This is a genomic window from Variovorax sp. OK605 (assembly GCF_900115445.1).
In the GTDB taxonomy this organism is placed as follows: domain Bacteria; phylum Pseudomonadota; class Gammaproteobacteria; order Burkholderiales; family Burkholderiaceae_C; genus Variovorax.
Map to the genome: position 1 here is coordinate 300,149 of NZ_FOWL01000008.1, position 13,214 is coordinate 313,362.

At 68.9% G+C, this 13,214-nt stretch carries 10 protein-coding genes; 2 read left to right on the forward strand and 8 right to left on the reverse strand.

Features of this window, described 5'->3' with window-relative positions; translation table 11 throughout:
- Positions 1 to 9: 9 nt before the first annotated feature.
- Complete coding sequence (locus BM013_RS22230) at positions 10 to 1,308, forward strand: MFS transporter (RefSeq protein ID WP_093129810.1); 1,299 nt, start codon at positions 10 to 12, stop codon at positions 1,306 to 1,308.
- A gap of 10 nt (positions 1,309 to 1,318) precedes the next feature.
- Here the strand turns inward: BM013_RS22230 and BM013_RS22235 are convergent, their stop codons facing one another.
- The 7 genes from BM013_RS22235 to proV form a co-directional block, all read right to left on the reverse strand.
- Positions 1,319 to 3,514, reverse strand: a complete 2,196-nt coding sequence (locus tag BM013_RS22235) for an Ig-like domain-containing domain (RefSeq protein ID WP_093129811.1) — start codon at positions 3,512 to 3,514, stop codon at positions 1,319 to 1,321.
- 133 nt (positions 3,515 to 3,647) lie between these two features.
- Positions 3,648 to 4,430 carry a PA3715 family protein gene (locus tag BM013_RS22240; protein WP_093129812.1) on the reverse strand — a complete coding sequence of 261 codons (783 nt, stop codon included), beginning with the start codon at positions 4,428 to 4,430 and terminating at the stop codon, positions 3,648 to 3,650.
- Between the two features lie 29 nt (positions 4,431 to 4,459).
- The gene (gene murI, locus BM013_RS22245; protein ID WP_093129813.1) at positions 4,460 to 5,266 is read right to left on the reverse strand and encodes a glutamate racemase; all 807 of its coding nucleotides are present in this window, start codon (positions 5,264 to 5,266) and stop codon (positions 4,460 to 4,462) included.
- Positions 5,267 to 5,330: 64 nt separating this feature from the next.
- Entirely contained in the window at positions 5,331 to 6,884 is a 1,554-nt protein-coding gene (locus tag BM013_RS22250; RefSeq protein ID WP_093129814.1) for a fumarate hydratase, read from the reverse strand.
- A gap of 56 nt (positions 6,885 to 6,940) precedes the next feature.
- Positions 6,941 to 7,966, reverse strand: a complete 1,026-nt coding sequence (gene proX, locus BM013_RS22255) for a glycine betaine/L-proline ABC transporter substrate-binding protein ProX (RefSeq protein WP_371270042.1) — start codon at positions 7,964 to 7,966, stop codon at positions 6,941 to 6,943.
- Between the two features lie 17 nt (positions 7,967 to 7,983).
- A complete protein-coding gene (gene proW / locus BM013_RS22260; protein ID WP_093129815.1) occupies positions 7,984 to 9,171 on the reverse strand; it encodes a glycine betaine/L-proline ABC transporter permease ProW in 1,188 nt (395 codons plus the stop codon).
- A 23-nt stretch (positions 9,172 to 9,194) separates the two neighbouring features.
- Positions 9,195 to 10,493 carry a glycine betaine/L-proline ABC transporter ATP-binding protein ProV gene (gene proV / locus BM013_RS22265; RefSeq protein WP_093129816.1) on the reverse strand — a complete coding sequence of 433 codons (1,299 nt, stop codon included), beginning with the start codon at positions 10,491 to 10,493 and terminating at the stop codon, positions 9,195 to 9,197.
- A 612-nt stretch (positions 10,494 to 11,105) separates the two neighbouring features.
- On the opposite strand from proV, the gene fumC reads away from it, so the two are divergent.
- The gene (fumC, locus tag BM013_RS22270) at positions 11,106 to 12,503 is read left to right on the forward strand and encodes a class II fumarate hydratase (RefSeq protein WP_093129817.1); all 1,398 of its coding nucleotides are present in this window, start codon (positions 11,106 to 11,108) and stop codon (positions 12,501 to 12,503) included.
- A 76-nt stretch (positions 12,504 to 12,579) separates the two neighbouring features.
- On the opposite strand, the gene BM013_RS22275 is transcribed toward fumC, so the two are convergent.
- On the reverse strand, positions 12,580 to 13,197 hold the full coding sequence (locus BM013_RS22275; RefSeq protein WP_093129818.1) for an NAD(P)-dependent oxidoreductase: 618 nt from the start codon (positions 13,195 to 13,197) through the stop codon (positions 12,580 to 12,582).
- Between the last annotated feature and the right edge of the window lie 17 nt (positions 13,198 to 13,214).

Below are 13,214 nucleotides of genomic sequence, written 5' to 3' on the forward strand. Positions count from 1 at the left end.
AGAGGCCGCATGGCCCTGTTTCCCGCCTCCGCGCTGCGCCCCGGCGTGCGCAAGCGGGAAGTGTTCGGTTGGGCGATGTACGACTTCGCCAACTCGGGCTACACCACGGTCGTCATCACCGCGGTGTTCGCCGCCTACTTCGTGGGCGGCATCGCCAAGGGCGCGCCGTGGGCCGCCTTTGCGTGGACCGCCGCCCTCAGCACCTCCTACGCCATCGTGATGCTCACGATGCCCGCCATCGGCGCCTGGGCCGACCAGCATGCGGCCAAGAAGCGCGTGCTGGCCTTCGCAACGGTCGGCTGCGTGCTGGCCACCGCCGCGCTGGCCGTGACGCCGCGCTTCTCGGGCCCCTCCGGCGTGGCCCTGGCGATGGCGCTGATCATCGTCTCCAACGCTTTCTATTCCTACGGCGAGTCGCTCACGGGCGCCTTCCTGCCCGAGCTGGCCACGGCCGAAGGCATGGGCAAGGTGAGCGGCTGGGGCTGGAGCTTCGGCTATGTCGGCGGCATGCTGGCGCTGGGCATTTGCCTGGCCTACGTGCTGTGGTCGCAATCGAAGGGGCTGCCGGCGGCGCACTTCGTGCCGGTCACCATGCTGATCACGGCGGTCATCTACGGCGGTGCGGCCTGCGCCACGTTCGCGCTGTTGCCCGAGCGTGCGAAGCCGCAGGCGGCGGGCACCGAAGCCGGCGCGTGGCAGCAGCTGCTCGCCACCTACCGGCAGGCACGCGCCTACCGCGACTTCATGTGGCTGCTGGTCTGCACGGTCTTCTACCAGGGCGGCGTGGCGGTGGCCATCACGCTCGCGGCCATCTATGCGGAGCAGGTGATCGGCTTCGTCGCGAGCGAGACGATGGTGCTGATCTTCGTGCTCAACATCGCCGCGGCGCTGGGCGCGTTCAGCTTCGGCTACGTGCAGGACCGCATCGGCCACAAGGTCTCGCTGGCCGGCACGCTGGTCGCCTGGATCGCGGTCTGCGTGATCGCCGCCATGGTGAGCACCAAGGGCGGCTTCTGGTGGGCCGCTGCCATCGCCGGGCTGGCGATGGGGTCGAGCCAGTCGGCGGGCCGCGCCATGACGGGCTACCTGGCGCCGCCGCAACAGCTGGCGGAGTTCTTCGGCCTCTGGACCTTCGCCACGCGGCTGGCCAGCATCATCGGCCCGCTGAGCTTCGGTGCCATCACCTGGATGACCGGCGGCAACCAGCGCATCGCGATCCTCTCGACCGCGGTGCTGTTCGTCGCGGGTCTCTTGCTGCTGCTGCCGATCGACATGCAGCGCGGCCGGCAAGCCGCGCTGCGTTCCTAGCCCCGCGCGATCAGGGCAGCCTGTCGCCGAACAGGCTGTCGTTGGTCAGCGGATAGCCGACCGCCGGCGCATAGCGCTGGACCCAGTTCGCCGGGTTCTTCACGCGGGCCGCGAAGGCTGCGAGGTCGGAGCGGTCGAGCGAGCCGGTGTAGATCGTGTTGGTCTGGTTGGCAGGCGAAACCACGAAGCTGAAGGCCGTGCCGGCCGCCGTGATGCTCGCGGGAATGGTGCCGGCGTTGCCGCCCAGCGTGATGCTCGCGAGGTAGTCGCCCACCGCCGTGATCTTGCCCGCCTTGCCTTCGCTCAGGTCGGCGATGGTGCCGCCCGCGATGGCATAGATGGTTTCCGACTTCCCGATGCCGCCGGGCGAGCCGAGCGTGAAGCCCTTGTCCGCGACCGGATTGCCGGTGACGTCGGTCTGGATGGTCACGATGGTGCCGGCCGGCAGGTTCTGGTCCGCAGTCCAGAAGAAGGCCGTTTCGTTGGTGATGTCCTTGAACTCGTCCGGGTCCGCCTTGCGGTCGCGGTCGGTGAAGAGCACTTGCGTGCCGCCGTTCAGGGCCTTCAGCAGCACGAAGGCGTAGGCGTCGGGCGCCTCGGCGTTGGCGGCCATGAAGAGCAGATCGCCCGCGACCAGCGGGGTGGGCACGCCGGCGCTCGTGAAGCTCAGCGTCGTGGCATCGGCAATGCCCTGGAAGGCGTTGCCGCGCGCGTCGGTGACGGCGCTGGCGTCCACCGTGATGTAGTAGCCCGTGCTCATCGCGAGCTTGGCCGTGGGCACCAGCGTCAGCTTGTTGAAGGCCACCTGCAGGCGCGCAGCCGGGCTGTTGCCGTGGAAGGTCTCGACCACGCTGCCGTCGGCCTTGTGCAGCGCGATGCTGCCGGAGCCCAGGCGCACGGCCTCGTTGAACGACAGGGTGATCGAAGTGTCGAGGTTGACGCCCACGCGGCCCGCCGCGGGCAGGGCCTTCTTGAGCACCGGTCCGGTGGTGTCGACCCAGGGCGAGCCCAGGCGAACGACGAAGCCGTCGAACTTCTGGTCGGCGGCGGGCAGGTCCTTCGACGCGGTGGCGCCGTCCCACTTGGTGTCGCCGTTGTCGAGCAGCAGCTGCACCTGCGTACCGGCCTTGACCGGGCCCGGCACCTCGACGGTCGACTCGAAGCTGCCGCCCGACGCCTTGCGCAGCAGGTCGAGGTCGTTCGACAGCTCGACCGGTGCGCTGTTGGCATTGCCGTCCCAGGCGAACAGCGCGAAGTTGCGGTCCACGTCGGGGCTGCTGGCACCCGCCGGGCCGGCCACGATCAGGTAGTTGCCGTCGGTGCCCTTGTCGATCGAGCGGATGCCGCGCCCGCCCAGCTCCAGCTCGATGGCCGCGCCGAAGGTGGCCTGCGTGGCGGTGCCCGCGATGAGCGCGGCGTAGTTCTGCACCGGCACGATCAGCGCCTTGGCGCGCACCGAGGTGCCCGTCTGCGGCGCGCGAAAGCCCAGCCACAGCGCGGTGTCGCCCGGCGAGCTGGTCATGCCCTCGATGGAGAAGCCGTCGACGCGCTCGGGCGCGATGCCGGCCGCGGCCGACACGGCAAAGCCGAAGCGGTTGGCGCCCAGGCCGTGCGCGTTGGTGCTGTCCCAGGCGACGAGCTGCGCCTCGAGCAGCGAGAACTTGCCCACGTAGTTGAAGGCGGTGGCCGTGCCGGTGCCGGTGACCTTCACCGCGAAGAGGTGCGAGCGCTCGGACGCCGCCTCGGCGCCGTCCTTCTTGTTGCTGTTGGAGCCCGTGAAGTACAGCGTGTCGCCGATGCGCGTGCCGGCCTCGAGGTCGAGTTCCTTGGTGAGCTTGGGGCCCTCGAGTTCGTAGCTCCATTCCTTCACCGCGGCACCGCCGCCGCGCGGGTACACGCGCAGCACGTTCGACTCGTCGTCCGCCACGAGCATGAAGTCGCCCGGCAGCGCGAGGGCGGTCGATGCGTCCGACGAGCCTTCGGTGGTGCCGGCGTTGGGCGTGAAGCGCGCCTTCGACACGAGCTGGTCGGGTTCCGCTTCAGGCTGCGCAACCACCACCGGCGGCGGCGCGGAGCTGGCCGGCGGAAAGAAGCCGAAGCCGCCCGAGCTGCCGCCGCCACCACCGCAGGCGGCCAACAGCAACGACAGGGTGCTGGCGAGCAGCATGGGCTTGAAGGGAATGCGGGCCGAAAAGTGCGAATTCATTGTGCGCGGTGGTTCTTTGTAAGAAACCGCGCATGCTGTTACTTTCGCATGACAGGTCCGTGAAAGTCCGGACCCGAGTCAGGTGTTCGTCAGGCCTCTATCGAGTGCTTATCGAGTGCTTGTCGGGTGTTGATCAGGGCGTTTGCTGGCGCAGCGACTTCGGCACCTTGTAGCGCTCGCCGTCGTAGCGCAGCGTCACGGTGTCGAACTTCGCGGGCAGCGTCTTCTCGAGGCAGCCCTGGTCTTCCTGCTCCTGCGCGCGGCTCTGCACCAGCGTGCGCGACAGCTGCAGGTCGGCCAGGCCGTTGCTGCTGCCCTTGCCGATCGACAGCATGCCGCGCAGCTTCTCGAAGTGGCCGGTGCAGGTGGAATCCCAGCCGCCGTTGTCGTGGTCGAGCTCGATCTCCTGCAGCACCTGGCGCAGCTGCTTGGCATGGTGCACGTAGAGCCGCACGGTCTCGCTCGCCAGCGGGCTGCCGGGCGCGCTGGTGCCGCGGTAGCGCACGCGCAGGCCGAAGGCGCGCGCCTCGGGCGAGAGCACGTAGCGCGAGGTGTCGATGCGGATGTCCTGGATCGAGGTGGTGGCGTCCTCGTCGAGGGCCTCGGCCTGCATGAGCCGGCCGATGACGGTGTCGCGGTCGGTGTTGCCGTTGTCGGGCCGCTGGATCAGCAGGATCTCGAGGTCGAAGACCTTGGCGCCGCGGTCGGTGGTCTCGCGCGGCAGGGGCAGCACGACGATGCTGCGGCCGGGGAATGCCGGCCAGATCTTGCAGGCCGCGAGCCGCTCGTCGAGCGGGCGGTTCGGGTGCAGCTTGGCGTGCATGCGCTCGGCCAGTCCGCTCTCGCAGGCCGCGTGGCTCAGGCCGGCGGCGCAGAGGCAAAGAAGGAAGAGGGCGGCGTGGCGCAGCAGGTGCATGGGGTCGGTGCGCGGGTCGGTGCGCGAGTTCAGGCCGTGGTGGCCACGGTGGCCGCGCCGGCCATGGGAAGCCCGAGCCAGCGTGCCGCCGCGGCTTCGAGCACGGCGACGTGGCCGCTGCTCTGCAGCGTCAAGGCGCCGGTGCCGCCGTCTGCGAGCAGGCCGGCCGACGCCAGCAGGCGCCGTGTCTGCTGCGCGACCGGCACGCCGGTGTCGATGAAGCGCAGCGTGGCCGGCGCGTGCCGGCTCAGTTCGTCTTTCACGAGCGGGTAGTGGGTGCAGCCCAGCACCACGGTGTCGACGTCCGTGGGGCCGTCGCCGAAAGGCCCGGCCTCTTTCATGTAGCGCTCGCACAGGGCCGCGATGCCCGCGGCGTCGAAGCCTTCGATGGCCTTCACGAGCCCGTCGCACGGCACCGGGCGCACGTCGGCCGATCCGGCGAACGATGCGCGCAGGGCCGCGTACTTGGCACTGGCCAGCGTGCCGCGCGTGGCCATCACCGCGACGTGCCCGGTGCGGCTCGCCGCCACGGCGGGCTTGAGGCCCGGTTCCAGGCCCACGATCGGCAGGCCAGGGTGCTCGGCGCGCAGCAAATGAATGGCGGCCGTGGTGGCCGTGTTGCAGGCCACCACGAGCGCCTTGATGCCGTGCGCGCGCAGCAGGTGGTCGACCACCGCGCGCGAGCGCTCGATCACGTAGGCGTCTCCGCGTTCACCGTACGGCGCATAGGCCGTGTCGGCGAAGTACACGAAGTTCTCGTGCGGAAGCTCGGCCCTCAGCGCGGCCAGCACGCTGAGCCCGCCGACGCCGCTGTCGAAGACGCCTACCGGGTGCATCAGCAAGCCTTCGTGCCGCGCACCGCGGTGCGAGCGCCTGCGGGCGGCCGGGCGGCGGTGGCGTTCAAGCTTGTTCCATCATGATGGTCTTGAACTCGCCGCTGGCAATGCGCTTTTGCCACTCGGCCGGGCCGGTGATGTGCGCGCTGGTGCCGCCGGCGTCCACCGCCACCGTCACGGGCATGTCGACCACGTCGAATTCATAGATGGCTTCCATGCCCAGGTCTTCGAAGCCCACCACCTTGGCGGTCTTGATGGCCTTGCTCACGAGGTAGGCGGCGCCGCCCACGGCCATGAGGTAGGCGCTCTTGTGCTTCTTGATGGCCTCGATGGCCACCGGGCCGCGCTCGGCCTTGCCGATCATCGCGATCAGGCCGGTCTGGGCCAGCATCATCTCGGTGAAGCCGTCCATGCGCGTGGCGGTGGTCGGGCCGGCGGGGCCCACGGCCTCGTCGCCCACCGGGTCGACCGGGCCGACGTAGTAGATGACGCGGTTGGTGAAGTCCACCGGCAGCTTCTCGCCCTTGGCCAGCATGTCCTGGATGCGCTTGTGCGCGGCGTCGCGGCCGGTGAGCATCTTGCCGTTCAGCAGGATCGTGTCGCCGGGCTTCCAGCTCGCCACTTCGGCGGGCGTGAGCTTGTCGAGGTTCACGCGCTTGCTCTTCTTCTCGTCGGGTGCCCAGTTCACGTCGGGCCACAGGTCCAGCGACGGCGGGTCGAGGTACACCGGGCCGCTGCCGTCCATCGTGAAGTGCGCGTGGCGCGTGGCCGCGCAGTTGGGGATCATCGCCACCGGCTTGCTCGCGGCGTGCGTGGGGTACATCTGGATCTTCACGTCCAGCACGGTGGCCAGGCCGCCCAGGCCCTGCGCGCCGATGCCCAGCGCGTTGACCTTCTCGTACAGCTCGATGCGCAACGCCTCGACCTTGCTCAGCTCGGCGCCCGAGGCCTTCTTGGCCTGCAGCTCGTGCATGTCGAGGTCGTCCATCAGGCTTTCCTTGGCCATCAGCGCGGCCTTCTCGGCCGTGCCGCCGATGCCGATGCCCAGCATGCCCGGCGGGCACCAGCCGGCGCCCATGGTCGGCACGGTCTTCAGCACCCAGTCGACCACGCTGTCGCCGGGGTTCAGCATGGCCAGCTTGCTCTTGTTCTCGCTGCCGCCACCCTTGGCCGCCACCGTCACTTCGACGGTGTTGCCCGGCACGATCTCGGTGAAGATCACCGCGGGCGTGTTGTCCTTGGTGTTCTTGCGGTCGAACTGCGGGTCGGCCACGACCGAGGCGCGCAGCGTGTTGTCGGGGTGGTTGTAGCCGCGGCGCACGCCTTCGTTGATGGCCTCATGGAGGCTGCCGGTGAAGCCGCCCCAGCGCACGTCCATGCCCACCTTGAGGAACACGTTGACGATGCCGGTGTCCTGGCAGATCGGGCGGTGGCCCGTGGCGCTCATCTTGCTGTTGGTCAGGATCTGCGCAATGGCGTCCTTGGCCGCGGGGCTCTGCTCGCGCTCGTAGGCGCGGGCCAGGTGGGCGATGTAGTCGGCGGGGTGGTAGTAGCTGATGTACTGCAGCGCGGCGCTGATCGATTCGATCAGGTCGGCCTGCTGGATCGTGGTCGTCATGGTGGGGGGCTTTTTTATGAATGTGAAAACGCCCCCCGATTATCTCCGCCCGGTGCCTACCGGGCGGCGGCCCGGGCTTGCGCGAGCCAGCCGTCGAACAGCTGCTGGTGCACCTTGATCCAGCCGTCGGTGTGGCGCTCCACGTCCTGCTGCGTGTTGGCGCCCTGGCTCATGCGCAGGTTCTGGGCGTTGATGTCCGAGATCGGCAGCTTCATCACCTCGAACAGCTTGGCCGCGGCCGGGTTCTTCTCGGCGAACGCCTTGTTGGCAACGATCTGTTCCTGGTTGGCCTGGAAACCGTAGTTCTTGCCGTTGGGCAGCTTGGTGTCGGCCTGGCCTTCCTGCGAGGAAGAGAAGGGCACCTGCAGCCACACCACGTCGGTGCCGGGGCGCAGCACGGCGCTCACCCAGTAGGGCGTCCACGTGTAGTACAGCACCGGCTTGTCCTGCTTGAAGCGGGCGATGGTGTCGGCCATCAGCGCGGCGTAGCTGCCCTGCTTGTGCGTGACGGTGTCGCGCAGCTGGTAGGCCGTCAGGTGGTTCTCGATGGCCAGCTCGCAGCCCCAGCCGGGGTTGCAGCCGGTCAGGTCGGCCTTGCCGTCGCCGTCGGCGTCGAACAGCTTGGCGATGGCCGGGTCCTTCAGCTGCGCGATGTTCGTGATGTTGTACTGCTCGGCCGTCTTGCGATCGATCAGGTAGCCCTGCACCGCGCCGTCGGAGTACACACCCTTGCGCCACAGCTTGGCGTCGCCGCCGCTGTTCTTGTAGAAGTCGGCGTGCAGCAGGCTCCAGTGGTTGGCCATGAAGGTGGCGTCCCCGTTGGCAATGGCCAGGTGCTCGGTGGCGGGCTCCAGGTCTTTCATGGGCTCGACCGTGTAGCCGAGCTTCTCGAGCCCGCGCATCACCAGCAGCGTCTGAAAGGCTTCCTCGGCGAGCGAGCTTTTCAGCGGGCGCACCGTCACGCCCTTGCCGGGCAGGTCGTTGGCGGCCTGGGCCGCCACGCCCGAGGCGACGAAGGCGAGGGCCAGCAGGCCGCGCGCGATGAAACGGGTCTTGCGGGTCATGTTCTTCAGGCTCTTCATGCGTTCGGTTCCTCCGTTCATTGCGCTTGCGTCGACAGGGCGGGCGCCGGCTCGCCGGCCGAGCGGCCCGGGGCCACGGCGCGCTGCAGCGTGCGCAGCGCGAAGCCGACCGGGCCGGTGTGCCACCAACGGCGTCCGCCGCTGCGGCGCGACTTGCCCATGGCCTGCGTCAGGCGGTCCAGCGAGATGGCCAGCAGCACGATGCCAACGCCGCCCACGGTCGCCAGGCCCATGTCGAGGCGGCCGATGCCGCGCAGCACCATCTGGCCGAGGCCGCCCACCGCGATCATCGAGGCGATCACCACCATCGACAGCGACAGCATCAGCGCCTGGTTGATGCCCGCCATGATCGACGGCATGGCCAGCGGCAGCTGCACCTTCACCAGCATCTGCCACGGCGAGGCGCCGTAGGCGCGCGCGGCCTCGATGAGGTCGGGGCGCACCTGGCGCAGGCCCAGGTTGGTCAGGCGCACCAGCGGAGCCAGCGCGAAGATGATCGTCACGATCACGCCCGGCACGTTGCCGATGCCGAACAGCATCACCACCGGCACCAGGTACACGAACGCGGGCGTGGTCTGCATCGCATCGAGCACCGGCCGCATGATGCGCTGGGCCCGGTCGCTGCTGGCCAGCAGCACGCCCAGCGGCAGGCCGATGACCATGCAGAACACCAGCGAGGTCAGCACCAGCGACAGCGTCACCATGGCTTCGGGCCAGATGCCCAGCATCGCCACCAGCAGCAGCGCCACCGTGGTGCCGATGGCCAGCGCGCGGCCCGCGAACTGCCAGGCCAGCAGGCCGATGAGCGCGATCATCGCCAGCGTGGGCAGGCCGGTGAGCAGGCTCTGCACCGAGTTCAGCGTGCTGTCGATCGGCAGGCGCACGGTCTGGAAGAACGGGCGGAAATGCGTGACCACCCAGCCCAGGCCCTGGTTGATCCACGATTCGATGGGCAGCGAGCCGTCCCAGAGGCGGTGCAGCTGGAAGCCGCCGGTGGCGGCGTCGGCCTGGCCGGCCATCTGGTGGGCGGCATCGAGTGGCGCCGGGGCGTCGAGCCAGGCGCTGGTGGCGGAGGTGTCGGGCGCGGCCGACATGGCCTCCCACGGGTCGACCGGCATCGGCGCGGGGGCCGCGGCCTGGGTGGCCAGCGTCGCGGCGGCGTCGTTCAGGTTGGAGAGTTCGGAGGGCAGTGCGGTGTCGTTCATCAATGGCTCTTTCTCGACGTCGTTCAGGCGGCGGTTGCGGCGGCTGCGGTGGTTGCCGTGGAGGCAGCCGCGGTGGCCGCGGAAGGCTGGGCCGGGTGCTGCGGCTGGTGCGCGGGGTCGATCGGCGGCGTGTCGCGGTCGAGGAACTTCAGCAGCGTGGTCTTGCTGATCGCGCCGCAGAAGCGCCCGTCATTGGCCACCACGGGCACCGCGCACGGTGCCTGGCCCACCTGGCCGAACAGGCCGGCCACGGGCGCGTCGGCCTCGATCGAGCCCAGGTCGTTCAGGAACGCGTGGCGCAGGCCCAGCGGACCCGAATGCCCGTCCAGCGCGGCGCGCAGCGTGTCGGCCGACACGGTGCCCAGGTAGCGCTTGTTCGGGCTCGTCACGTAGGCGAAGTCGCGGTCCTGGTCTTCGAGCAGCTTGAGCGCCGCGCGCGCGCCGCGCTCGGGGTGCTCGCTGACCACGGTGAGCGACTTGCGCGCGATGTCGCCCGCCTTGAACACGGCCGCCGCGTCCACGCCGCGCACGAAGCTGCGCACGTAGTCGTTGGCGGGGCTGCGCAGGATCTCGTCGGGCGTGCCGACCTGGATCACCTGGCCGTCCTTCATGATCGCGATGCGGTCGCCGATGCGCATGGCCTCGTCCAGGTCGTGCGAGATGAAGACGATGGTGCGGCGCTGCTCCTGCTGCAGGCGCAGCAGCTCCGACTGCATCTCGGTGCGGATGATCGGGTCGAGCGCCGAGAAGGCTTCGTCCATCAGCAGGATCGACGGGTCGGAGGCCAGCGCCCGGGCCAGGCCCACGCGCTGCTGCATGCCGCCGGAAAGCTCGTCGGGGTAGCTGTTGCCCCAGCCGGCCAGCCCGACCTGCGCGAGCGCCAGGTCGGCCTGCGCCAGGCGCTCCTTCTTGCCCGTGCCCGACAGCTCGAGGCCGAAGGCGGTGTTCTCGCGCACCGTCATGTGCGGCATCAGCGCGAACGACTGGAACACCATGCTGATGTCCTTGCGGCGCAGCGCGCGCAGACGCACGTCGGAGTGTTCGTTGATGTCCGCCCCGTCGATCACGATGCGGCCCGCGGTCGGCTCGATCAGCCGGTTCAGCAGGCGCACGAGCGTCGACTTGCCCGAACCCGAGAGACCCATGATGACGAAGATTTCTCCAGCCTGGATTTCGAAGGTGGCGTCGAACACGCCGATCGACTGGCCGGTGCGCGCCAGGATCTCTTTCTTGGAAAGTCCTTGGCGGACCAGCTCCAGGGCTTGTTGCGGCTCGTCGCCGAAAACCTTGAAAACGTGGTCGATGAGAATTCCTTTGGCCATACGTCGGGGCTCCTTTGGTGAAGGGTGGACAGATCGCCGCCCCACGCGGGACGACGGCGACCACGTCACCAGCCAAAGGGTTGCCAGGCGGCACGCGGGAAAAACGCGCGCAATGGCCCGGCAGGCCTCAAGGGCTGCCGACAGGCACTGAAGACGACATGGCGACGAAGCCAGTGCCCGCCGGATGCTTCATTCGCAGGGCAACGGGCCTGGTCGAGGGGCGCCGCCTGGATGAGCGTGACGTGGCAATGGGGACGGAAAAATCCGGCCGGTTTGCCGGGCTGGGCCCGGCGGGAGAACCTTGCACCGCGACGGGATGTGGAGATCCGCGAGTAGTGAAGGGGTGACCAACGGGCGTCATCATCATGACTTGTTGGTCGTCGGAAGCCTTTGATCATAACTTTTTGGCATGATGAAAGTCAAGGCGCAGGACGTATCGCCATGTCAGCGAACAGGCAATGGCCCCGTCAGATGCGAGCTACTCGTATTGGCCGATACTCGGCACCGCGCCTGTCCGGGCGCGATCCCGGTCTGTGTGTCTCGCCCGCCCGGGCGCGACCCAGGCCTCTCGCCCGAGCCGACGCAACCTTCCATGACCCCGGAGCTTTTTTCATGACGACTTCTCCCAAGACCCGCGCCGAGCGTGACACCTTCGGCCCGATCGACGTGCCGGCCGACAAGCTGTGGGGCGCGCAAACGCAGCGCTCGCTGCAGAACTTCGACATCTCCGGCGAACAGCAGCCGCGCGAGATCATCAAGGCCCTGGCCCAGGTCAAGCGTGCTTCGGCCGTGGTGAACCACGCGCTGGGCCTGCAGGATGAGAAGAAGACCCACGCCATCGTGGCGGCCGCCGACGAAGTCATTGCCGGCAAGCACCCGGGCGAGTTCCCGCTGGTGGTGTGGCAGACCGGCTCGGGCACGCAGACCAACATGAACGTCAACGAGGTGCTGGCCAACCGCGCGAGCGAAATCCTCGGCGGCGAGCGCGGCGAAGGCCGCCTGGTGCACCCGAACGACGACGTGAACCGCAGCCAGTCGAGCAACGACGTGTTCCCCACCGCCATGCACGTGGCCGCCGTGGAAGCCATCACGCACAAGCTGCTGCCCGCCATTGCCAAGCTGCGCGGCACGCTCGACCAGAAGGCCAAGGACTTCGCCGACATCGTGAAGATCGGCCGTACCCACCTGCAGGACGCCACGCCCCTCACGCTGGGCCAGGAGTTCTCGGGCTACGTGGCGCAGCTGGCGCATGGCGAGGCGCACGTGCGCGCCGCGCTGCCGCACCTGAGCGAACTGGCGCTGGGCGGCACGGCCGTCGGCACCGGCCTGAACGCACCCAAGGGCTACGCAGAACAAGTGGCCGCCGAACTGGCGAAGCTCACGGGCCTGCCTTTCGTGACTGCGCCGAGCAAGTTCGAAGCCATGGCCAGCGTGGACGCGCTGGTGCACGCCCACGGCGCGCTGAAGACGCTGGCCGCCAGCATGAACAAGATCGCCAACGACGTGCGCTGGCTGGCCAGCGGCCCGCGCAGCGGCATCGGCGAACTGAGCATCCCCGAGAACGAACCCGGCTCGTCGATCATGCCGGGCAAGGTCAACCCGACCCAGAGCGAGGCCGTCACGATGCTGGCCGCGCAGGTGTTCGGCAACGACGTGGCCATCAACATCGGCGGCGCGTCGGGCAACTTCGAGCTGAACGTGTTCCGCCCGATGGTGGCGCACAACTTCCTGCAGAGCGTGCGCCTGCTGGCCGACGGCATGGTGAGCTTCAACGACCACTGCGCCGTGGGCATCGAGCCGAACCGCGAACGCATCACCGAGCTGGTGCAGCGCTCGCTGATGCTGGTGACCGCGCTGAACACGCACATCGGCTACGACAAGTCGGCCTACATCGCCAAGAAGGCGCACAAGGAAGGCACGAGCCTGCGCGAAGCGGCCATCGCTTCGGGCCACCTGACGGCCGAGCAGTTCGATGCGTGGGTGATTCCCGAGAACATGACCGGCCGCTGATCCGGCACACCGGCCAGCCTCCATGAAAAAAGGACCCTCGCGGGTCCTTTTTAATTGGTCGGCGATCGGTACCGGATCAGTACCCGATGGTGTAGCGCTGGCGCGAGTGCGCCGGCTTTTCGAGCTCGTCGATGAACGCGATCGCGTAGTCCTCGAAGGTGATCCAGCTGCGGCCTTCGGCGCTCACCAGCAGGTCGTCCTTGCCCAGGCGGAACTTGCCCGTGCGCTCGCCGTTGACGAACTCGGCGGAAGGCGACAGGAAGGTCCAGTCGAGTTCCTTCTCGTTGCGCAGCGCGTCCAGGAACACGCCGCCGGCCGAGGCTTCGGCGCGGTAGGCATCGGGGAAGTTCGGCGTGTCGATCACCTTCAGGCCGGGCGCGGCGAACAGGCTGCCGGCGCCGCCGACCACCAGCAGGCGCTTCACGCCCGCGCGCCTGGCCGGCTCGACGATGGCCGCGGGCGGCACGGTGGCGAAGTGCGCGGCACTGAACACGGCGTCGTGGCCGGCCAGGGCTTTCTCGAGCGCGGGGCCGTCGAGCACGTCGAGGTCGACGGCCTTCACGTTGGCGCGGTCCGCCAGCTTGGCGCTGGCCTTGCGGGCGATGGCCGTGACGGTGTGGCCGCGGCGCAGCGCCTCTTCGAGAAGCTGGCTGCCGGCGCGTCCGGTGGCACCGATGATGGCGATGTGGCTCATGAGGGACTCCTGTGAAA

Coding starts and splice junctions, on each gene's coding strand:
- BM013_RS22240 (WP_093129812.1), bottom strand. CDS start 4,430: ATGCACCTGCTGCGCCACGCCGCCCTCTTCCTTCTTTGCCTCTGCGCC.
- BM013_RS22235 (WP_093129811.1), bottom strand. CDS start 3,514: ATGAATTCGCACTTTTCGGCCCGCATTCCCTTCAAGCCCATGCTGCTC.
- murI (WP_093129813.1), bottom strand. CDS start 5,266: ATGCACCCGGTAGGCGTCTTCGACAGCGGCGTCGGCGGGCTCAGCGTG.
- BM013_RS22250 (WP_093129814.1), bottom strand. CDS start 6,884: ATGACGACCACGATCCAGCAGGCCGACCTGATCGAATCGATCAGCGCC.
- BM013_RS22230 (WP_093129810.1), top strand. CDS start 10: ATGGCCCTGTTTCCCGCCTCCGCGCTGCGCCCCGGCGTGCGCAAGCGG.
- fumC (WP_093129817.1), top strand. CDS start 11,106: ATGACGACTTCTCCCAAGACCCGCGCCGAGCGTGACACCTTCGGCCCG.
- proV (WP_093129816.1), bottom strand. CDS start 10,493: ATGGCCAAAGGAATTCTCATCGACCACGTTTTCAAGGTTTTCGGCGAC.
- BM013_RS22275 (WP_093129818.1), bottom strand. CDS start 13,197: ATGAGCCACATCGCCATCATCGGTGCCACCGGACGCGCCGGCAGCCAG.
- proX (WP_371270042.1), bottom strand. CDS start 7,966: ATGAAGAGCCTGAAGAACATGACCCGCAAGACCCGTTTCATCGCGCGC.
- proW (WP_093129815.1), bottom strand. CDS start 9,171: ATGAACGACACCGCACTGCCCTCCGAACTCTCCAACCTGAACGACGCC.